The 18,625-nt window shown below is 49.6% G+C and carries 21 protein-coding genes and 1 pseudogene; 7 read left to right on the top strand and 15 right to left on the bottom strand.

Annotation, left to right across the window (positions count from 1 at the left end; all coding sequences use genetic code 11):
• Window positions 1-21: 21 nt before the first annotated feature.
• Window positions 22-1,377: an MFS transporter gene (locus I8U17_RS08270; protein ID WP_033099318.1), complete on the top strand. Its 1,356-nt coding sequence runs from the start codon at window positions 22-24 to the stop codon at window positions 1,375-1,377.
• A gap of 35 nt (window positions 1,378-1,412) precedes the next feature.
• Here the strand turns inward: I8U17_RS08270 and I8U17_RS08265 are convergent, their stop codons facing one another.
• Together I8U17_RS08265 and I8U17_RS08260 are read right to left on the bottom strand one after the other, a co-directional pair.
• Window positions 1,413-1,922, bottom strand: coding sequence for a hypothetical protein (locus I8U17_RS08265; protein ID WP_033099319.1), 510 nt, complete (start codon window positions 1,920-1,922; stop codon window positions 1,413-1,415).
• A gap of 92 nt (window positions 1,923-2,014) precedes the next feature.
• Window positions 2,015-2,239 carry a cysteine-rich CWC family protein gene (locus I8U17_RS08260; RefSeq protein ID WP_198059259.1) on the bottom strand — a complete coding sequence of 75 codons (225 nt, stop codon included), beginning with the start codon at window positions 2,237-2,239 and terminating at the stop codon, window positions 2,015-2,017.
• Window positions 2,240-2,452: 213 nt separating this feature from the next.
• On the opposite strand from I8U17_RS08260, the gene I8U17_RS08255 reads away from it, so the two are divergent.
• A complete protein-coding gene (locus I8U17_RS08255; RefSeq protein WP_198055093.1) occupies window positions 2,453-2,920 on the top strand; it encodes a hypothetical protein in 468 nt (155 codons plus the stop codon).
• A gap of 421 nt (window positions 2,921-3,341) precedes the next feature.
• Here I8U17_RS08255 and I8U17_RS08250 read toward each other — a convergent pair whose 3' ends face one another.
• The 5 genes from I8U17_RS08250 to I8U17_RS08230 all read right to left on the bottom strand — a co-directional run bounded on the left by I8U17_RS08250 (window position 3,342) and on the right by I8U17_RS08230 (window position 6,725).
• Window positions 3,342-3,998 carry an SdpI family protein gene (locus I8U17_RS08250; protein WP_232330984.1) on the bottom strand — a complete coding sequence of 219 codons (657 nt, stop codon included), beginning with the start codon at window positions 3,996-3,998 and terminating at the stop codon, window positions 3,342-3,344.
• Window positions 3,985-4,266, bottom strand: coding sequence for an autorepressor SdpR family transcription factor (locus tag I8U17_RS08245; RefSeq protein WP_033099321.1), 282 nt, complete (start codon window positions 4,264-4,266; stop codon window positions 3,985-3,987). The genes I8U17_RS08250 and I8U17_RS08245 overlap by 14 nt, the downstream gene beginning before the upstream one ends.
• Before the next feature lie 192 nt (window positions 4,267-4,458).
• Window positions 4,459-4,695: a hypothetical protein gene (locus I8U17_RS08240; protein WP_198059258.1), complete on the bottom strand. Its 237-nt coding sequence runs from the start codon at window positions 4,693-4,695 to the stop codon at window positions 4,459-4,461.
• Window positions 4,692-6,035, bottom strand: a complete 1,344-nt coding sequence (locus I8U17_RS08235; RefSeq protein ID WP_033099323.1) for a sensor histidine kinase — start codon at window positions 6,033-6,035, stop codon at window positions 4,692-4,694. Before I8U17_RS08235 ends, I8U17_RS08240 begins: the two co-directional genes overlap by 4 nt.
• Window positions 6,036-6,725, bottom strand: a complete 690-nt coding sequence (locus tag I8U17_RS08230; RefSeq protein WP_033099324.1) for a response regulator transcription factor — start codon at window positions 6,723-6,725, stop codon at window positions 6,036-6,038.
• Between the two features lie 207 nt (window positions 6,726-6,932).
• On the opposite strand from I8U17_RS08230, the gene I8U17_RS08225 reads away from it, so the two are divergent.
• Window positions 6,933-7,178, top strand: a complete 246-nt coding sequence (locus I8U17_RS08225; RefSeq protein WP_198055095.1) for an SHOCT domain-containing protein — start codon at window positions 6,933-6,935, stop codon at window positions 7,176-7,178.
• A 168-nt stretch (window positions 7,179-7,346) separates the two neighbouring features.
• The gene (locus I8U17_RS08220) at window positions 7,347-8,552 is read left to right on the top strand and encodes a macrolide family glycosyltransferase (protein ID WP_198055096.1); all 1,206 of its coding nucleotides are present in this window, start codon (window positions 7,347-7,349) and stop codon (window positions 8,550-8,552) included.
• A 118-nt stretch (window positions 8,553-8,670) separates the two neighbouring features.
• Here I8U17_RS08220 and I8U17_RS08215 read toward each other — a convergent pair whose 3' ends face one another.
• From I8U17_RS08215 to I8U17_RS08205, 4 genes and pseudogenes are all read right to left on the bottom strand, one after another.
• Window positions 8,671-9,543, bottom strand: a complete 873-nt coding sequence (locus I8U17_RS08215) for an MFS transporter (protein WP_198059257.1) — start codon at window positions 9,541-9,543, stop codon at window positions 8,671-8,673.
• Window positions 9,465-9,785, bottom strand: a complete 321-nt coding sequence (locus I8U17_RS18770; RefSeq protein ID WP_370589229.1) for an MFS transporter — start codon at window positions 9,783-9,785, stop codon at window positions 9,465-9,467. The genes I8U17_RS08215 and I8U17_RS18770 overlap by 79 nt, the downstream gene beginning before the upstream one ends.
• A 10-nt stretch (window positions 9,786-9,795) precedes the next feature.
• Window positions 9,796-10,206, bottom strand: a pseudogene (locus tag I8U17_RS08210) (MFS transporter); the annotation flags it as partial.
• A gap of 37 nt (window positions 10,207-10,243) precedes the next feature.
• Window positions 10,244-10,912 carry an HlyD family secretion protein gene (locus I8U17_RS08205; protein ID WP_198055097.1) on the bottom strand — a complete coding sequence of 223 codons (669 nt, stop codon included), beginning with the start codon at window positions 10,910-10,912 and terminating at the stop codon, window positions 10,244-10,246.
• Window positions 10,913-11,116: 204 nt separating this feature from the next.
• Between I8U17_RS08205 and I8U17_RS08200 the strand changes: the two genes are divergently transcribed.
• Window positions 11,117-11,476: a DUF488 domain-containing protein gene (locus I8U17_RS08200; protein ID WP_255518256.1), complete on the top strand. Its 360-nt coding sequence runs from the start codon at window positions 11,117-11,119 to the stop codon at window positions 11,474-11,476.
• A 280-nt stretch (window positions 11,477-11,756) separates the two neighbouring features.
• On the opposite strand, the gene I8U17_RS08195 is transcribed toward I8U17_RS08200, so the two are convergent.
• On the bottom strand, window positions 11,757-12,215 hold the full coding sequence (locus I8U17_RS08195) for a MarR family winged helix-turn-helix transcriptional regulator (RefSeq protein WP_052153880.1): 459 nt from the start codon (window positions 12,213-12,215) through the stop codon (window positions 11,757-11,759).
• A gap of 249 nt (window positions 12,216-12,464) precedes the next feature.
• Between I8U17_RS08195 and I8U17_RS08190 the strand changes: the two genes are divergently transcribed.
• The gene (locus tag I8U17_RS08190; RefSeq protein WP_198059255.1) at window positions 12,465-13,712 is read left to right on the top strand and encodes a macrolide family glycosyltransferase; all 1,248 of its coding nucleotides are present in this window, start codon (window positions 12,465-12,467) and stop codon (window positions 13,710-13,712) included.
• Between the two features lie 263 nt (window positions 13,713-13,975).
• Here I8U17_RS08190 and I8U17_RS08185 read toward each other — a convergent pair whose 3' ends face one another.
• The 3 genes from I8U17_RS08185 to I8U17_RS08175 form a co-directional block, all read right to left on the bottom strand.
• Window positions 13,976-14,977 (bottom strand): LacI family DNA-binding transcriptional regulator, encoded by a 1,002-nt coding sequence (locus I8U17_RS08185; RefSeq protein WP_198055099.1) that lies wholly within the window; start codon window positions 14,975-14,977, stop codon window positions 13,976-13,978.
• A 251-nt stretch (window positions 14,978-15,228) separates the two neighbouring features.
• Complete coding sequence (locus I8U17_RS08180; protein ID WP_033099329.1) at window positions 15,229-16,065, bottom strand: 1,4-dihydroxy-6-naphtoate synthase; 837 nt, start codon at window positions 16,063-16,065, stop codon at window positions 15,229-15,231.
• The gene (locus I8U17_RS08175) at window positions 16,062-16,760 is read right to left on the bottom strand and encodes a futalosine hydrolase (RefSeq protein ID WP_052153881.1); all 699 of its coding nucleotides are present in this window, start codon (window positions 16,758-16,760) and stop codon (window positions 16,062-16,064) included. Before I8U17_RS08175 ends, I8U17_RS08180 begins: the two co-directional genes overlap by 4 nt.
• Before the next feature lie 468 nt (window positions 16,761-17,228).
• Here I8U17_RS08175 and I8U17_RS08170 point away from each other — a divergent pair, with 468 nt between their 5' ends.
• On the top strand, window positions 17,229-18,422 hold the full coding sequence (locus tag I8U17_RS08170) for a cytochrome P450 (RefSeq protein WP_033099330.1): 1,194 nt from the start codon (window positions 17,229-17,231) through the stop codon (window positions 18,420-18,422).
• Window positions 18,423-18,625 lie beyond the last annotated feature (203 nt).

Raw genomic sequence — 18,625 nt, 5'->3', positions numbered from 1 at the left:
TACTGTCCGTGGTGAAACAAAATGAACGGCAAAAAACCGAACCGCCTCCTCTTTCTCATCGCCATCGCATCGGGGACCTTGCTAAATCCGCTTAACTCGTCAATGATTTCCATGGCCCTTCACCGCATTCAGCAGGATTTTCACCTTTCATTTACGACGGTCTCCTGGCTGATCTCCTCCTACTATCTGGCCAGCGCCATCGGTCAGCCCGTTATGGGCAAAGTCGGTGATCAACTGGGCCGCAAGAATATTTTTCTCATCGGTTTGCTTTTGGTCGCCCTGTCGGCTTTGTCAGCTCCGTGGGCCCCGACTTTTCTCATTCTCATCCTGGCCCGGCTGATCCAATCTTTTGGCAGTTGTTCCATTTACCCCTCGGGCATGGGCATGATCCGGGAATATATCACGGAAAAGCAGGCTTCCGCCTTGGCGATCATCTCTTTATTCGCCACCGGAAGCGCCGCCTTCGGTCCCACCATCGGCGGATTTCTCATTGATCTGGGCGATTGGCCGGCGATTTTTACGGTGAACATCCCGGTCATTTTGATCAGTCTCCTGCTGGGCTGGTTCTACCTGCCGCCCGACCGCGACAAGGAGCGGCCCTCCTTCCGGCAAACAGTGAAACAACTGGATCTGCCCGGAATCTTGTTATTTGCGGCCTCCATGGTCTTCTTGCTCTGGTTTTTGCTTTCCTTTAAAACCCAAGCCCATCCGCTGTCCGGAATTCTGGGAATTCTCCTGCTCGCCGGATTCATCTACCGCGAACTTCACGTGGAAAAACCGTTTATACAGCTTCGGCTGTTTAAAACCAACCCCTTGCTGAGCTGGGTTTACCTTCAGTTTATCGTCTTGAACATTTATAACTACTCGATTTTTTTTGGGTTGCCCACCTACTTTCAGGAGGCAATGAACCTGGATGTGAAAACAAGCGGGCTGCTCATGCTGTTCAATGCCGGATTCGGTGCCTTGATTTATCCGGTGATGGGAAAATGGATTGACCGTTCCGGCGTAAAAACCCCTCTGATCATCAGCTCTTTCTTGATGGTTGGCGGAGCTTTGCTGTTAACCTTTGTCTTCGTTCACCTGCCGTTGTATGGGATGGCCTTTGCTTTGGCGATCATGGGCCTCAGTTACGGAATCACGAACGTATGCCTGCAATCTGCCCTGCTGATGGTCGCCCCTCCCTCAATGACCAGTTTGGCGTCCGGACTTTTTCAAACATGCCGCTATATGGGTTGCATCCTGTCGTCGGTTCTGCTGGGACTGGTATTCGGCACGAAAATAAGTCCCGGCCACCTGCAATGGATGGGGTATGCACTCATCGTCTCCTCACTGGCCAGTGTCTGGATGAGCTTAAAATTTAACCCTCGCCAAGATTGACGAGGGTTTCTTTTTTCGCTTTAAGGTGTTGCCCCTTACTGACCCGCTTTTACTGCAAACTTCGCCTGGTGAAACTCAATCACTTTCCCGTGAACCGGGTCATTTCCCTCATATTGAACGGCAGTGACCGTATATGTACCGGGCTTGAGCATGCTCGGGTCTTTTTCCAGAGCCAGTGTTCCCTGGAACATCTTGCCCCCGTGCTCCGTTTGCAACCAGCGCTTATTCACAAAAATAAAAACGTCTTTATCATCAGCAAAGTTTTCAATTGTAAATCCTGTTTGTACGGTCAGATCATCTTCCCCCAGCATCAGAACCGGAATGTCTCCGTCCGCAGCTTCACCGTCCGCTGTTTGGATCGTCAGCTTTCCATCCCCTGTTTCCGAAGCACCGTCCGGAAAGGGGATTTTCATTTCATCCTTTTTGGTTGCCTCCGCGCCGGAAGGAGCTTTCGCTTCATCCTTGATGACCACTTGATTTGTGTTACAAGCAACTATGAAAATAGAGACAATTCCCAGGATCAAAAAGAAAACACCTTTTTTCACCTGTGATCCCCCCTTATGTACATGTTCAGCTCAGGCAGCCCAGACAGCCGTTACCCACTATTATAAATTCCTTGCTCCACTTGACAAAAACCTCAAATCCCGTTTTCCGGTTTAACTTTCCTCCTGAAGTTTGTGAGACATTCCTTGCATATGCACGATTGATGCAACTGCTCCGGAGGAACAAGCCCAAAGATTTCCGGCGGAAAAGTTTCAGCGGTACACCAGCAACTTTCCTGCGGCGGCCGCGAAAGATAACCACACGCGTTGTCCCGGCCGCAGATGGGGCAGTTTCGCGCCTGCCCGTTATTTTCTTCCATTTCTTTCCCCTCCCGATACCATCAATCTGAGTATACCACCGACCGGTAAAATTCAGAAACAGTCTTGTCCATTCTCAACTTGGGTCGCATTTATAACTCTTTCGGGCTATACCGGTCCAAGAGAAAGTTATATAAAATAATCATGATTCATACTATTAAATGATTGGAAGCAGCCATGCTCTCCAACAAGAACAGGAGGTTGAATATTACCGTATGCATTCCATGTCCTCTCAAGCAACCCCGGATGCGCTGCCACTGGCCGTTCACGCCGCTTCCCTTGTTCTGGCGGTGCTCCTGAGCAGCTTGTTGGTCTGTCTGGCCTCAAAAAACAGAGGAAAAATCCCTTGTATGTCAGGCATGATGACGGCGATGACGAACGCCACGATGTCCGGTTTGACGACAGGTACAGTCTTGGGAATCATGCAGATGACCATGTTTGTGCCAACCGCCGTCGCGACGCTTTTCGGTTTGGCTGTTGGTTATTTGACCGGACGACCCTATGGCCTGATCGCTGTCATCGACGGAATGCTGGCGGGAATCATGGGTGGCTTGATGGGGGCGATGCTGGGAGTCATGGTCATGAATGATCATCCGACCGATACTGTTTTGTTGATCGATCTTCTGTTTGTCATTTTAACCGCTTGTTCCGTTAAATTGATCAAAGCGAATCAAGACGTTTAAGCTGATCCGCTCCCTGCAACCGGCCGGGGAGTTTTTTTAATGAATTGACACGGCGAATCGTTTTCTGCCATCCTGAAAACAATACAGAAACGCAGCTGCAGCGGGACAAGGGGCGGATCACCGTGGAGAAACCGATTAAATGCCTGGAATGCTACAAGCAAAGACCGGGCGGTCGTTGTAATTTCTGCCCGGTCAAAAACAAGGATCAATACGAGGAAATCGGAGGAGGATTTTATATAAAAAAACAAGCAGGAGAAAATCGTATACCCAAGGAGGACAAATAGTCCTTCAGAGGCTGCGGCCAACTTAAGCAGAAGGGGATTGGCGTTTTTCCGCAACGACCTGGAAAAAACCAATCCCGCCGGACTCCTGTTTTCGGGCGTGTAATCAAACTGAGAGTCCCCGCTCATCCACCGGCAGCTCAATCATCGGAAATGGTTGGTGGTTTGGCGTAAAAATAGGAGGCCACAACCGCGATCAGCAACCACAACAGAATCAGGCCCAGCACGGCCCAGTTCCCCATGGAGGAGGGCAGGACCCATGCGAGAACGATGATCAGCAGACCGGTGGGAATGCCCAGATTCCCCGCCAGCCGATGCGTACGAAGCCAGCTTCTTTCGCTGGAAAGAGTCCACGCCGTCCGGATGCCAATTCGCCAGTTGGGTTGAAGCCGGGGCAAAACATTTGAATACAGAAGAATCAGAAGGCCGATCATCGCAGGCACGAATTTCAGCGGAATCCCGATGTTTAAGGCACTGGCCAGAGACCAGAGAGCGATCAATCCGAAAAAGACGACGGTAATGCCGCCGATATACCGGTAAGTGGGCCAAAATTCCCGGTAGTTTTTCTTTTTCGGATCGATTCTCCAAAGCACATGCCATAAGAGAATAACCAGCAACATGGCTCCGGGTTGAATGAGAACGGCAACAAGGCGCGGCCTGAATCGATCCGGTTGCCCTGCCAAATTGAAATGCGTCGGAACTTCGGCCGGAAGATGTGGATAAGCCAAAATTGTCAATACCATCACCAAGATCCATGCAGCCCAACCCCACCAAGGAATCGCTTTACTCTTCATCATCGTTTCCACTACCTCCAAAGCGTTCTAAAAGCCACGCAAGCCAATCTTGTAACACGGTCGTGTTCAGCCGGTAGATGATATACGTGCCGTTTCGCTGGTCTGCAACCAGATTGGCATTTTTGAGCACGTTTAAATGACGGCTGATGGTCGGTTGTGCATGCGAAAAATGGGTCGCAATCTCACCGGCTGTTTTGGGCCCTTCCTTCAATAATTCAATGATTTTCCTGCGCGTCGGATCGGCCATCGCTTTAAATACATTTTCATTCATACAAGTTCACCAACCGTTATTGCTTTCTGCTGGCTGTTCATAATATTATTATATAGCCATATAGCTAAATAGTAAATTATACGACGGCCGCATTTTCAAAACACACGACTGTTCATCAATCGTGAAGGTCCACACGAGAACATTCAATTTTCCTGCATAATGAAAAGGCCTCGTCCGACCCCGGACCTCTCGTTACCGATTTTGCATGTGCTCGGCTTCCGCGCGCCTCAAGGGCCTTGGCTGGTGAATATCACAGTGGCAGACACCATTTCGTCCGGCTCTGTACAATCGCTCCCCCTCTGCTGTCCGGTAATCGATCATCCCCTTGTGCCACTTGTGTTTCTGATGCGTCGGGGACACGGCAGCCCAGGAAGCGGATCCGGGCGGTGTGCAGTATCCAGCCAAGGTTTCTTCTGCGATCGTTATCATTTCCGGAAAACATGGATCGGTTCTCCAAGGGGAAGCCAACCGCTAAACTCTGCTCCGGCATCAGCCCGATTTGCGGCCGTGAGATCGCCACCGTGGGCTTTGAAGATGCGTTTGGCGATGGTCAGTCCCATTCCGGTTCCGCCTGTTTCGGCGTTTCTCGATTTTTCCGCCCGGTAGAGGGGTTCAAATACATGCGGCAGATCCTGTTCGGGAATTCCCGGCCCTGTATCGCTGATGGTGAAACATACCTGATTTCCTTTCCTGTACCACTTCACCGTGATTTTCCCGCCCGCCAGTGTATAACGCAAAGCATTGTCGAGGAGATTGCCGACAGCCCGTTCCAGCAAATGCGGATCGCCTTGAACCGGACACGCCGTTTCCTCTCCGCTCTCATCAACGATTTCCACATTCTTGGCCTGGGCGAGCAATCGGTAATGTTCGATCATCTCCTTCATCCACAGTCCAAAATCAAATGGTTCACGTTTATTCACATCCATTTGTTCCATATATTCGGTTTTCGCGTAAACGAAAAGATCAGAGACCAGCCGCTCAATCTGTTCTGATTTCTGCCTGCAGACACTTAAGTACCTGGCCGCTTTTTCCGCCGTTTCCGCTTTCCCCTGCTCAAGCCTGAGCAAATAGCCCCGCAGCACGAATAACGGCGTGCGGAGGTCGTGCGCGATGGCAGTGAGAAAGAAACGGCGCTCTTCTTCCAAGGTTGCCTGGCGCTTGAGCGATTTCCTCAATCCTTCTCCCATCGCCTCAAAAGCAGCCCTTACATCCGCCACTTCGGTTACGCGGGAGGTCGGGATCCGAAAATCCAAATCACCTTCGGCAATCCGTCTGGCTGCGGAACTCATCGCAGCAAGCGGCTTCAGCACATATCGCCCCATCAGCCAGCGGTTGAAGATGATGGCGAGGATCATGGCAATGACCGCCGATAATATGCCATAAATTTGATTATGGTTAAAAACAAACAGCTTGACCGTCCCCCGCATTTTTCCGTCTTCGATGACCATGACCTGTTGGCTGTTAAATTGCTTCGGATTATACGGACCCGTCTGAAAAATCTTCTTTCCCGACGGATCGGTGATGGAAACGGCGATTCCTGAAGCTTTGAACTTGGTTTGAATCGTTTTTTGCCAGTCCGCGTTCCGCCATTTGTCCACACTGCCCGTGATTTCCCGGATCGCCCTGTCCGCCAGCGCCGCTTTCGTCTGCGTCTGGTGGCTGACAATCGGCTGGATGACAAACCCGAGAATCCCATAAAAGAGCCGGGACAAAATGATCACCGACAACAGGCCGGCAAAGATGAATTTGCGAATCCGCATCGTTCTCATTTAATGCGCTCCTTCAAAACGGTATCCTACACCCCATACATTGACAATCAGTCTGGGATGGTTGGGATCGGCTTCGATTTTTTCGCGAATCCTGCCCATATGGACGATCACCGTATGCTTATCACCCACACCATCCCAGAAACGGTCAAGGAGTTGCTCATAGGTAAATACTTGCCGGGGATGTTCCGCAAGTAAGAGCAGCGTTTCAAACTCCTTGGGTGTCAGGGATACCGGATGGCCGTTCACCCGAACTTCATGGGCCCGGACATCAAGCGTGAGGTGGCCAAACCGGCGAACGGCTGCCTGGGGAATCCTCTGTTTGCCATAGCGGCGAAGCACCGCTTTTACCCGCGCCACCACTTCCACCGGCGTGGCGGATTTGACGATATAATCGTCCCCGCCGATTCCCAGTCCCCGGATTTTGTCCACATCTTCACCGCGCGCGCTTAAAAACAGAATCGGAACATCGCTTGTCCGCCGAATCTCCCGGCACAGCTCAAATCCGCTCCGGCCAGGCATCATCACATCCAGAAGCACGCACTCCACGGTTGAATGCCGCAAAATGCGAAGCGCCTCTTCGGCATCGTACGCCTCTTCGACACGAAAACCTTCATCTTCCAAAAAATCCCGCATTAACTCCACAATCGCTTTATCATCATCGACAACCAAAACGGTTTGTTTGCTGTTCATCATAACCCCCCATCGTAACGGAATTGCAGCGAAGCACCTTCATCTTAACACAGCAAACAAGCCAGGATCAGGCGCTCTGCTGAATTATGACCGCTTCGTGATCAGTTTGTGACTTTTCATCCGATTTATCTGTGATCGGTAAAAGGTATCTTATTCACATGACACCCGGCGGACAAAATACCGCAATCCTGAGGAGAAGGTGATTACATGTTTTTAGCTGCAAATCATGATTTTCATTTCTTCCCTTTAATTTTCCCGTTTGGTTTTTTCTGTATCGTGTTTGCAACATTCCTGATCTTCCGCATTATTTCATTCCGCCGTTACGGACGCTGTTACTGTTACAACCGTTTCGACGGCCGGCTTGAGGCGGAGGAGATCCTGAAGCGCCGCTTGATCAACCATGAAATAAGCGAAGAAGAATACTTGAAACTGAAAGAGATTTTGCGTAAGTAAGGTTAAGCCAACGTCCCTGGGTGTATTGGAGATGTTCCCATATGTGTTTTAAGCGGGAATCATCTCTTTTTTCATTTTTTCAGACTGAAATATCAATATTAAAGAAATGGTATGCTTTAAGGGAAAGGCACACACAAAGGCACACATCCCTCGAAAGGTGATGATTTCATGGCACGTGTTTTATTTGTCAACGCAGGAGCAGAAGGACATATCAACCCCACTCTCGGCGTGGTTCGTGAACTCATCCGCCGTGGTGAACAGGTTGTCTATTTTACCACGGAAAACATGCGTGATCGAATTAAAGAGACAGGCGCTTCGGTACGTACGTTTGACACCGAGAAGTTTGTCAAAGCGTTCCTGAAGGGCGGAAGATCCCATCTGCTTTCCAGAGTGAACGGCCTCTTGCGCACAACCGATATCGTGATCCCTGCCGTTTTGGAACAAACAAAGGGAGAGCAATACGATTACATGATTCACGATTCAATGTTCGGGTGTGGCCGTTTACTCGCACAAATACTCAACTTGCCGGCAATCAACTCCTGCACGAGCTTTGCGTTCCAACAGACCACTTTTGACCGTATGCTGGATCACTTTTCACGCCGTCTACCTGCAGAAATCAATGAACGTGTGCAACAAGACTTTCAACAAATGGTCAGTTCCGTGCAAAAGAGATACCGCGTGAAAATCGGCTCTGCTTACGAGGTGTTCTGCAATCCCGCCCCATTGACCATTGTCTACACGACAAAGCAGTTCCAGCCCGAAGGAGAGAGCTTTGACGAAACGTACAAGTTCGTCGGGCCATCCATAGCTCCACGATCGCACGTCCGGTTTGATTTTTCCGAGCTGGACACAAGCAGTCTGATTTACATATCACTTGGCACGGTGATCAATCAAGCAGTGGATTTCTACAAACTCTGCATTCAAGCTTTTGCTGATACGAAACATACGGTCATTTTATCCGTCGGCAGGCAGACGCGAATCGAAGACTTGGGGGAGATTCCCGGGAATTTTGTTGTCCGCAATTACGTACCGCAGTTGGAAATCCTGCAGCGTGCCAAATTGTTCATCACACACGGCGGCATGAACAGCACGTCCGAAGGACTCTACTACGGTGTACCGCTAATTGTGATTCCTCAAAGCGCCGATCAACCTCTGATAGCACAGCGTGTGGCGAATCTGGGTGCGGGGATTCAATTAAAACAGGAAGGGCTGACTCCCGCCGGTCTCAGAAAGGAAGCGGAGCGCATACTTGAGGATTCTTCCTTCCGCAATGTTTGCCGGAAAATCGGAAATTCGTTTCGTGCGGCAGGGGGATACCAACGAGCTGTCGATGAGATCTTTGCATATAAGCGCAGTCTGGGCATCACCGAATAAACCAACATACTCCCCGCGCAGTGAGGGACCGGCCTGACGCACATAAGGCTTTTACCCGATGGATCGTCCAGAGTAAAAGCCTTATGTTCATTTCAGGGCTTTTCTTTGAAAACTGTGATTATGCCGTTTCCTGTAACGAAGACCCGTCAGGCTGAGAACCTTCCGGCCGTTTTTCCGCAATGAACAAAGCCAGGATCAAGGCTGCAACCGCCAGCCAAACCGTGACATAAAAGACATCGCTCATCCCCTGAACCATTGAGTGTATCCGGATTTGTCCCGCTAGATAGCCGATGGCGGATTGCCTGGCTTCGGCCATGGGTTGTCCCATCGTCATAAACAGCTGCTGAATTTGGCTGAAGACCATTTGGCCGGTCGGTGAAAAAACATTGAGCTGATCTGCATTGGCAGCGGCATGAAACGCGATGCGATGAGAATATAACAAAGTTGCCCAGGCGGTGCCAAATGACATCGCAACCTGGCGGATCGTGCTGCTCAATGCCGTCGCCTGATTCACCAGCTCATTTGGAACCGCGTTAAGCCCGGCTGTCGTAATGGGCATCATCACCAGTGAAATGCCCAATCCCCGCAGCACCAGCCATAAAATGATCGTGGAAAACGGGGTATTCACATCCAGCGATGTGGTCAGATACATTGAGAAGGCAGTTACGGCAAACCCGGCAACAGCCAGCCACCTGGCGCCGATCCGGTCATAGAGCCTTCCCGCGATCGGCATCATCAAACCCGTAACCAGCGCCTGCGGCAAAAGCAACAGGCCGGTCTGAACCGCAGACAAACCCATGATATTTTCCAAAAAGATAGGAAAGAGAAACAGAGGCACAAACAAGATGACGCTGGCAATGCTGAGAACAACCTGCGTCAGGGAAAATACACCGTGTTTGACAACCTGTATCCTCAGCATCGGCTCTTTCTTGTTCCATTCAATGAGGATGAAAAAGAGCAAACAGACGGCTCCGAAACCGATAAACGCCATAACTTCCGGATCGGACCAGCCTTTGTCCGCCGCATTTCCGATTCCGTACAGCAGAGTGGAAAAACCGGCTGTTGAAGTGACAAATCAAATTTTTGCTCGGTATAATGCTCCATTTCCCGCATGGCAGCCGCAGCCAGAAACAGAACAACCACACCGATCGGGACATTGATGAAGAAGATCAGGCGCCAATTTAAATACTCCGTGATATAACCGCTTAATGTTGGTCCGATGGCGGGGGGCAAACATGATGGCAATTCCGAATATCCCCATCGCCTGCCCTCTTTTTTCCCGCGGGAACATGCGAAAGATCAGGGCTTGCACGACGGGCATCAAGGCGCCCCCGCCGATGGCCTGAACTATGCGGAACAGAACCATGACCGGGTTGCTCCAGGCCAGCCCGCAGAGAAGAGAACCCAAAGTAAACAGAAACAGGGCAATCATAAAAATCCGTTTATAGCCAAAACGTTCAGTCAAATAACCGGTAATGTGGATGATTGTTCCCACCACCAGCGCATAAGCCGTCACAACCCATTGAATCTCATCGGTGTTCACCCCGAATACCTGCATCATCCTCGGCAACGATACATTGACAATGCTGCTGTCCAATACCGCCATGAAAACGGCGATCAACAGTGTGGCCAAGATCAGGCCGCGATTTTTCATATCCGCGTTATCCAACGAGCTTCCACCTTTCTCCCGGTTATTTATGTATTTTCACCGTTGCATTCAGTCCGGGAACCATTCCTTTTTCCACGGAATCAAAACGGATTTTCACCGGCACTTTTTGTGTCACTTTGGTGTAGTTGCCGCTGGTGTTCTCGGACGGAAACAGGGAAAAGACGGAAACGGTCGCCAGGCCGATTTGCTGGACCTTCCCGCTGAACGTTCGCCCGGGAAACGCATCCAAAGTGATATCGACATCCTGGCCTGTCTTCAGCCCCTTCAACTCCCCTTCTTCAATATTGGCTGTGACAAACAACTGATCAAGCTGAACCGTAATGACCAGCGGCGTACCGGCCGCGACGACTTGCCCCTCTCTTCCATCGCTTTGAATCACCGTTCCATCAGCCGGTGCGGTGACGGGAATGGTCTCTATTACGGAAACTTCTTCGGGCAGATCCGTAATCTCTGTATTTCCCGCAACGATTTCGGCAATCACGTCCCCTTCTTTGACGGTGTCTCCCGTTTTTATATTCCATTTGACAATCTTTCCACTTGCCGGTGCACTGATGGTGCTGAGATCCCCTTGTACTTGGGCATCCTCAGTTATGATGAAATTCATGATGTTCGTCGCATAATACCAAGCGCCAATCCCCAATCCCACAATGATCAGAGCGACAATGACATTGACCGTTACGACCTTTTTCACTGACAGCTTCCCTCCGCAAATATTTTTGTTTACTGTTCACAAAAAATAACAAATAGTAAAAATATTATGACCGGATGTTTCAAACGCGAAAATTTCGACTCCTTATTTATTCACTATCATAGCATATTTGCCCAATGACGCAGGAATGTTATTCACCGGTGTCTTAAGATAAAATTAAATATAAACGGAGAGGAGGAAAATTGGTTGGGCAAAATCAAAATGAAAAGGGTATATGAAACCGCAGCACCGGAAGACGGCTTCCGCATTCTGGTGGATCGTCTGTGGCCGCGCGGCGTGAAAAAAGAGGCGGCGAAGATCGATCTTTGGCTCAAAACGATTGCACCCAGTCCGGAATTGCGGAAATGGTTCGGCCATCAGCCTGAACGTTTTGCTGAATTTCAACATCGTTATCTCGAAGAGCTCAAGTCAAATCCGGAAAAACAAAATGCCGTGAGAACAGTGATCAAAATGTTGGAAAAACAAGATGTCACCCTGGTCTATGCAGCCAAAAACGAGCAGCAAAACCATGCTATTGTGCTGAAAGAGTTTATTCATAATCATTAGGCATCATATCAGAGGAGAACAGAGGAGATTTTTGAGCCCCGGACTCTTGTCGTCTTGCCGGAGAAACGCCGGGTGCGGACGAAACTCCCTGATCCCTCCGGTAAAGCATCTGATACGTATTTTCCCCTCCGTACGGCGCTTATACTTCCCGGCGACGGCAAGAACCGCTCGCTTGCAAAAATCCCTCCATTGAACATACAGGATCGGTTAAATCAACATGCTCGATTTCCCTCAATAAACACATGAAAACCGTTTCAAAAAATGAAGGCATCACACAATCTTATTTCTGCCCACACAGTTTAAAAGAAATTTTTTCCAATAACTTTATAAATAAGTCCTGTTCATCCTCTGTCAAAACACTTAGCATCTGCTTGAACATTTGCTGGCGTTGCCACAAAATTTTCTCCACCAGCGCTTCCCCCTCTTCCGACAATTCCACCCAGACGATGCGCCGGTCGGCCTGATCCCTCTGCCGACGGATCAAGCCTTCTTTTTCCAGCCGGTTGAGGGCCAGCGTGGTTGCACCCGAAGTTAAATTTACTTCACGCGAGAGATCGGCAACCATGCATCTTTGGTTGAGATAGACTGTGCGAAGCAAAATAAATTTTACCGGCGTGATTTTAGGTTGGAATGAATCCTCCTGACCGGCAAACCGACTTCCGACATAACGGCCGATACGTTCGGTAATCTGATCAATTCTTTGGATTTGCGGATCAAACCTCTTTTCCTCATTCCCCATTCAATCACCCCCTTTTGATTATGAGAAAAATTACAGACCGTGTTTGCAAATTTGTTATATTTTTCTCATTCAGCCAATTGCAACTCATACAGATTGGGTTTAATATAACTTTATACCAAAATAACTTTACTGCAAAGTTTTTTTAAGAGGGGGATGCTCAAGGATTTAATCTTGGAGCATAACCTGTTTTTTATTCCCCAATATCTTTATAGCAAAGTTATTAGGTTACAAAATGATGAGGTGATCTATGTGTCGAAAGCGTTATTCATTAATCCTTTGGGCGAAGGACATGTAAATCCGTCCATCGGGCTCGTGCGCGAACTGGTTAACCGCGGTGAAGAAATCATCTACTATGCGAACAGCATGTATAAAGACAAAATTGAAACCACCGGAGCGGAATTTCGCCCTATCTCCGAAAAAGCGGAAACGCTCATGCGCGAATTTTTCAGCCAAGCAAACGACATGATGAAAAATACGGGAAATATGATGGGCCTTCTCGCCAAAAGAATGCCGAAGATGTTCGAAATGATGGAATGGGTCACGGATGACATTTTGAAAGAGATTGAGTCGGAAACTTACGATTACATTATCTATGATGCCAATAGTTTGCCCGGAAAATGGATCTCTGAAATGAAAAAACTTCCTTCTGTTTCGATCTGGACTATTTTTGTCTCTAACCGGGATTCCAATTTCTTTGAAAAAATCATGAAGCAGCGCGGCTCGGAATTTCTGAAAGCAATGGAAGAAATGAAAGAGGAGATGGAAGAGCGCAAATCTCGGCTAGAACAGAAATATTCCATCTCCATTCCCGACTTACGGCAGGCCATGTTGTGCGAAGCCGATCTCAACATCGTTTTCACATCCCAGTATTTCCAGCCGGATTCTGATCGCTTTGGCGACAATTATCTCTTTGTGGGTCCGTCGATTGCTGACCGTAAGGATCAGGGTGACTTTCCGCTCGATGAACTGAAAGACGGCCCGGTCGTGTACATGGCTCTGGGCACGATCGTGAACAATCGTCCGGATTTATATAAGATCTGTATTGAAGCGTTGCAGGATCTCGACGCCAGAGTGGTGCTCAGCATCGGGAAACAGTTGTCCGCTTCGGATCTGGGCCCGATTCCCGACAACTTTATCGTTCGCAACTATGTTCCGCAACTCGATGTACTGCGCCACAGCGATGCTTTTATCACTCACTGCGGCATGAACAGCACAAACGAAGGTTTGTACTTCGGGGTTCCTCTGGTGATGCTGCCGCTGGTGAACGACCAACCCTTCGTGGCAAGCCGGGCCAAAGAATTGGGCGCCGGAGTGGTTCTCGATCATCAAACTTTGGATGCCGAAAAACTGCGGAATGCCGTTGAGGAAGTATTAAAAAATCCTGTCTACAAACGGAACAGCCAGAAAATCAGCAAATCCTTCCGCGAAGCAGGCGGCTACATGAAGGCGGTCGATGAACTGTTAAAATGGGTGAACTCCCACTTGATCAGCCATTAAAAGCGAGCATGTTTAAGCATAGAGAGCCAGGCCAAGGAAGCCCGTCAAACCCGTATACCCTTTTTCCAATCAACCCGTAAATCCCGGACAGATTGAAAGCAAGCGCACCAAATGTTAAAGTCAGCAAGATTTTCGTTGTGATATTAATCGCATTCTCTACCCGGACAAACCTTCAACACACAAAAAGCCCTCTTCTGCAGCGGGATCACGCTTCTGCGAAGAGGGCTTTTTGTCTCCCGACCGGTCTTCGTCCTTCCGATCGTTCAGACCCGGGCCACAGACTGACGTTCGATAATCTCGTGAGGTAAAATCCGTCCCGGCACTTCCGTTTTTGTTTCAATCATTTGCAGTAGCATTTCTGCCGCCTGCTTTCCCATCTCAAACAACGGTTGTGCCACCGTGGTCAAAGGAGGAGTGGTCATTTCCGCAAGCCGCAGATTATCATAGCCGATGACGGAAAGTTGATCCGGCACCTTGATCCCGTGCCGGAAGGCTGCAGACATGGCCCCCACAGCCATCTCATCGCTGGCTGCAAAAACGGCGGTAAACTCAACCTTTGACTGCAGCAATTGTTCCATGGCCATGACCCCGCTGTGAAAACCAAAACTGCCAAACGCAAGGAGATTCTCTTGAAACGGTATTCCATAAGCAGCCAGCGCTTCCTTGTAACCCTCAATCCTCGGTTTCCCGGCAATCGGATCCGTTTGATCCCCGCTGATCATGGCGATTTTTCGATGGCCTCGCTGAATTAAATATCGGGTTGCGTCATAAGCTGCCTGCTTGTCATCCACCTTTACATGGGGAAAGGGATACTTCTCCGAACGGGTGGAAAGCAGAACTACCGGAATCTTCATCGCCGTGAGAACCCGGAAGTATTCCTCCGTCAACACCTCACTCGTAAAAATGATGCCATCCACCTGTTTCTCCCTCAGAACCTGAAGATACTTGACGGTCCGTTTCCCGTTCTTGTCGGTGTTGCAAACCACGACACTGTGATCCCGTTCATGGGCCGTGTATTCAATGCCATGAAGGAGCTGGGAAGAAAACATGCTGGACAACTTGGGAAAAAGAACGCCAATGGTTTGTGTCCGCTTGTTGATCAGCCCGCGGGCGATGGCATTGGGTTGATAACCCATTTCTTTAATGGCTTGTAAAACCTTTTGTTTGGTCTCTTCGGAGTAACCCGACTGGTGGTTGAGCACTCTTGAGACAGTAGCAACAGAAACATTCGCTTTTCTGGCTACATCCTTAATTGTTGGTTTCATCGGCATAACCTTCCAATCTAAATAATGGGAGAAAACGGTTGCATTCAACTAAATATAAGATCTTTTCAAAATAAGCGTCAATCTTTCGAAAGCGTTCCCGCTGTTTGGCTGCCGGTCTTCCTTTCCGGTCACGCTTCCGTTCTTTCCCCGATTGCGCCGAAATTCTTTCCTGCTGTGCTTGCGGACTGCAAACAGATCCCCCAATCAACCATCTTTGCCGATTGGGGGATTTGCAAGCAGAATGCCCCTTGTTACCGTAGGAGGGACAAATCCACTTCAGGCACCAATCCTTCCTTTGCGGCCCGGCTCAACAAGGTGGAAATCGCCCCATATCCTTCTTCTCCAAGGTTGGCCGTAAACTCGTTTACGTAGAGGTTGATATGCGCCTTGGCCACTTCGGGGTCCAACTCTTGCGCATGTTGCATCACGTATTCCTGTGATGCCTCCGGATGCGCCCAGGCATATTCAACAGAAGCTCTCGTCCAATCGGCAATCGCCTTCACATCCAATGAGCGGCGGGCGATGATCGCTCCGAGCGGAATGGGTAATCCGGTGTCTTTCTCCCACCATTCGCCCAGATCAACCAACATCGACAAACCGTAGGAAGGATAGGTAAACCGGGCTTCGTGGATCACCAATCCCGCGTCAACCGCCCCGTCCCGAACCGCCGGCATGATCTCATGAAACGGCATGACAATAATTTCTCCGACACCTCCGGGCACATGTTGGGCAGCCCACAAGCGGAACAGCAAGTATGCTGTCGAGCGTTCACTCGGCACTGCCACCCGCCGGCCGGAAAGCGATTCGGGATTACGAGCATCATTTTTGCCGCCGGTCAAAAGGAGCGGGCCACATCCTTTCCCCAATGCTCCGCCACACGGCAACAGCGCATACTTGGACAACACCCATGGCAAAGCTGCGCACGAAATCTTCAACACTTCCAATCCGTCCGGTCCTGCCGCCAAATTGTTCGTAATATCAATATCCGCATAAGTAACATCCAGTTCCGGTGCACCCGGGATCAATCCGTGCACCCACGCGTGAAATACGAATGTATCATTCGGACATGGAGAAAAAGCAATCCTCATAAGATAACCTCCTGCAATACGGAAATCGTTGCTGCCAGTTTCTCTAACGCTTCATCAATGCGCCACGCTGACCGGTCACGTGGCCCGACAACATTTGAAATGGCCCGAATCTCCAAGACGGGAATACCCCGGTTTCGGGCGGCGGTCGCCACGCCAAAGCCTTCCATGCCCTCAGCGGCCGCACCCGGTACCCGCGCAGCCAATCGGGCCGCAGTCGAAGCCGTCCCAGTCACAGTGGAGACCGTGAGAACCGGACCCGCAGTAACCGGCAAACCAGCCGCACGCACGGCCTCCGTCACCCGAAGCACCAATCCTTTTTCCACCCGGAATCTCGCAGTACCGAAACCCAGCTCGTCCAGGCCGCAAAAACCTTCTTCCGTCTCTGCCCCCAAATCGGCGCAGATGATTTCCTCCGCGACAACGAGCGTACCTACTTCGGCCCGGCCGGCAAAGCCTCCGCCGATTCCTGCGCTTACCACCAAATCATACTCCGTGCGGGCCAATGCCGCCGCCGTGCTTGCCGCAGCAGCCACCGGGCCAACTCCCGCCACCAGGACATCAACATGGCTTGCACCTTTCAGACCGCGCATCACCGCCTCTCTCTCTGCTGAAACGGCTGTCACCACGAGGACGCGTTTGGCCCGACTCTGATTGTTTTTATCAGAAACAGAAGTCCCTTCCTCGTTTCGCTTCATACTGTGATCCCCTTTCTTTTCCGGCCCCGGAAGATGAGAATTAAGCAAGATCGGGAGGGGAGTGATGCCTCCTGCCCCCCGTCAGGAACGTCGGGAAGTTATGGGCACCACGACCCGACCAGCCATATACATAAGAAAAAACACTTGCAACCATGCGAGTCCGGGACTCATTGCCCGGAGCATCGTTTTGCAAGTGCCGACCTTCTATAGTATATCACTCGGCACCGCTGCTTTCCACCATGCCGTTATGCGCAAACAGAAGCTTTGCCCGGCATATTCCTGAAATTCCTGATAAACAAGCGGCAAACCAACCTGTGATCCTCTTTTGGCTGATTTCCAATCGCCATCGCCGCCCGCCGGGTTCTAATCGAAATCGAGATATAGCATGTTGACATGGCCGGTCTGAAATCGATATAATTTCACTGAACGGTCAGTGAATTAAATTGATCAAACGAGGAGGGCATCGCGATGGATCAACGGGATATCCGAAGACTTGTAACAAGTGAGATCACAGGGCTTCATACGAACGAGGAAAAATACAATCCCTATTCCTGGTACAAAGAGATGAGAGCGAAATCACCTGTTTATTTTGATCAAAAACAGGGAGTATGGAATGTCTTCTTATATGAAGATGTAAACCGGGTCATTTCCGACAAGGATGTTTTCTCCAGCAAAAGATTCCAGCAGTCACGTCCTTTTCACAGCATTATTAACACGGATCCCCCGGAACATACCCGGTTGCGCTCTTTGGTAAGCCATGCCTTCACTCCGAAAATGATTGCCGGTTGGGAACCGAGAATCCGAGCGATCGCGACGGAACTTTTGGACAAGGTGAGCGGGCAAACACATATGGATCTCGTCGAGGATTTCTCTTATCCATTACCCGTGATGGTGATCGCTGAATTATTGGGTATTCCCACGAGTGACAGAAAGCAATTTAAAGAATGGTCAGATATTGTTGTATCCGGTCCGTCTTCAACAGCGGACATTCAGGAAACCATAGATCGAAGAGACAAAGCGATTAAGGAATTGATGGAATACTTTTCGCAAATTATCGAGGAAAAAAGGAAAAATTTAAAAGAAGATATGATTTCAACCCTGATCAAAGCGGAAGAAAATGAAGGGAAACTCTCAAGTGAAGAACTGTTTGGCTTTTGCATCACTTTATTGATCGCCGGAAATGAAACGACAACCAATCTGATCAGCAACGCGGTTTATTGTTTTTTGGAAAACCAAACAATTTGGGAAGAGTTGAAAAGAGATCCCGGCCTGATTCCCCATGCCGTTGAAGAAACCTTGCGCTATCGTTCACCGGTGCAGGCTATTCCGCGACGAGCCAAAACAGATGCAGAAATCGGCGGATTCCATATTAAGCCGGGTCAAATAGTATTAGCCTGGATCGGTTCGGCAAACCGGGATGAACAGAAATTCACCGATCCCGATGAATTTCAGCTCAGACGCAATCCCAATCCCCATTTGTCGTTCGGAAAAGGAATCCATTTTTGTCTCGGTGCTCCCCTCGCGAGATTGGAAGCGAAAATCGCTTTGGAGGAGTTCCTCAAACGCTATTCGTCGATTGCCCTGAAAGAGGGATATCAGCTTGATCCAGTCAATAGCAATCTCCTCTATGGTTTAAAAAGTTTGCACATTGCCGTGTCCTGAAGCCGCCGGGTTGCAGCTGTGCAAAAAAGTGTCCAGGATTACTGGACAGAGGTTGTTGACAAAGAAGGTCAACAGCCTTTTTTGTTGAAAAGGTATAAAAAAACATTCCGAAGGAAGGTTTCTATGTTCAGGACGAATTCATCCAGAGAATTTCATCCAGAGATGGTCAACATAGAAGACCTGGTCCCACAAGATCATTTACT

The sequence above is a fragment of the Thermoactinomyces sp. CICC 10521 genome, assembly GCF_016055135.1.
GTDB classification, from domain to species: Bacteria; Bacillota; Bacilli; order Thermoactinomycetales; family Thermoactinomycetaceae; genus Thermoactinomyces_A; species Thermoactinomyces_A daqus.
Note: the sequence above shows the minus strand (reverse complement) of the source record. Positions and strands in the feature narration are given on the sequence as shown.

Coding starts and splice junctions, on each gene's coding strand:
- I8U17_RS08270 (WP_033099318.1), top strand. CDS start 22: ATGAACGGCAAAAAACCGAACCGCCTCCTCTTTCTCATCGCCATCGCA.
- I8U17_RS08260 (WP_198059259.1), bottom strand. CDS start 2,239: ATGGAAGAAAATAACGGGCAGGCGCGAAACTGCCCCATCTGCGGCCGG.
- I8U17_RS08255 (WP_198055093.1), top strand. CDS start 2,453: ATGCATTCCATGTCCTCTCAAGCAACCCCGGATGCGCTGCCACTGGCC.
- I8U17_RS08250 (WP_232330984.1), bottom strand. CDS start 3,998: ATGATGAAGAGTAAAGCGATTCCTTGGTGGGGTTGGGCTGCATGGATC.
- I8U17_RS08245 (WP_033099321.1), bottom strand. CDS start 4,266: ATGAATGAAAATGTATTTAAAGCGATGGCCGATCCGACGCGCAGGAAA.
- I8U17_RS08240 (WP_198059258.1), bottom strand. CDS start 4,695: ATGATAACGATCGCAGAAGAAACCTTGGCTGGATACTGCACACCGCCC.
- I8U17_RS08235 (WP_033099323.1), bottom strand. CDS start 6,035: ATGAGAACGATGCGGATTCGCAAATTCATCTTTGCCGGCCTGTTGTCG.
- I8U17_RS08230 (WP_033099324.1), bottom strand. CDS start 6,725: ATGAACAGCAAACAAACCGTTTTGGTTGTCGATGATGATAAAGCGATT.
- I8U17_RS08225 (WP_198055095.1), top strand. CDS start 6,933: ATGTTTTTAGCTGCAAATCATGATTTTCATTTCTTCCCTTTAATTTTC.
- I8U17_RS08220 (WP_198055096.1), top strand. CDS start 7,347: ATGGCACGTGTTTTATTTGTCAACGCAGGAGCAGAAGGACATATCAAC.
- I8U17_RS08215 (WP_198059257.1), bottom strand. CDS start 9,543: ATGGCGTTTATCGGTTTCGGAGCCGTCTGTTTGCTCTTTTTCATCCTC.
- I8U17_RS08195 (WP_052153880.1), bottom strand. CDS start 12,215: ATGGGGAATGAGGAAAAGAGGTTTGATCCGCAAATCCAAAGAATTGAT.
- I8U17_RS08185 (WP_198055099.1), bottom strand. CDS start 14,977: ATGAAACCAACAATTAAGGATGTAGCCAGAAAAGCGAATGTTTCTGTT.
- I8U17_RS08180 (WP_033099329.1), bottom strand. CDS start 16,065: ATGAGGATTGCTTTTTCTCCATGTCCGAATGATACATTCGTATTTCAC.
- I8U17_RS08175 (WP_052153881.1), bottom strand. CDS start 16,760: ATGAAGCGAAACGAGGAAGGGACTTCTGTTTCTGATAAAAACAATCAG.
- I8U17_RS08170 (WP_033099330.1), top strand. CDS start 17,229: ATGGATCAACGGGATATCCGAAGACTTGTAACAAGTGAGATCACAGGG.